The 205-nt window shown below is 54.6% G+C and carries 1 rRNA gene; it reads left to right on the top strand.

Going from position 1 to position 205, the window contains the following annotated elements:
- Window positions 1-3 precede the first annotated feature (3 nt).
- Window positions 4-205: ribosomal RNA gene (locus ACN6NF_RS26060) — 23S ribosomal RNA — on the top strand; the annotation flags it as partial.

A 205-nucleotide genomic window follows, 5' to 3' on the forward strand; every position in this document is an offset into this window, starting at 1 on the left:
CTAGGTTAAGCTACAAAGAGCACACGGAGGATGCCTAGGCGCCAGGAGCCGACGAAGGACGTGGCGAACAACGATAAAGCCTCGGGGAGCTGTAAGCAAGCTTTGATCCGGGGATGTCCGAATGGGGAAACCCGGCTGTCTTCATCGACAGTCACTACTCACTGAATTCATAGGTGAGTGAGAGGCAGACCAGGGGAACTGAAAC

Source organism: Paenibacillus sp. TSM33 (genome assembly GCF_056099025.1).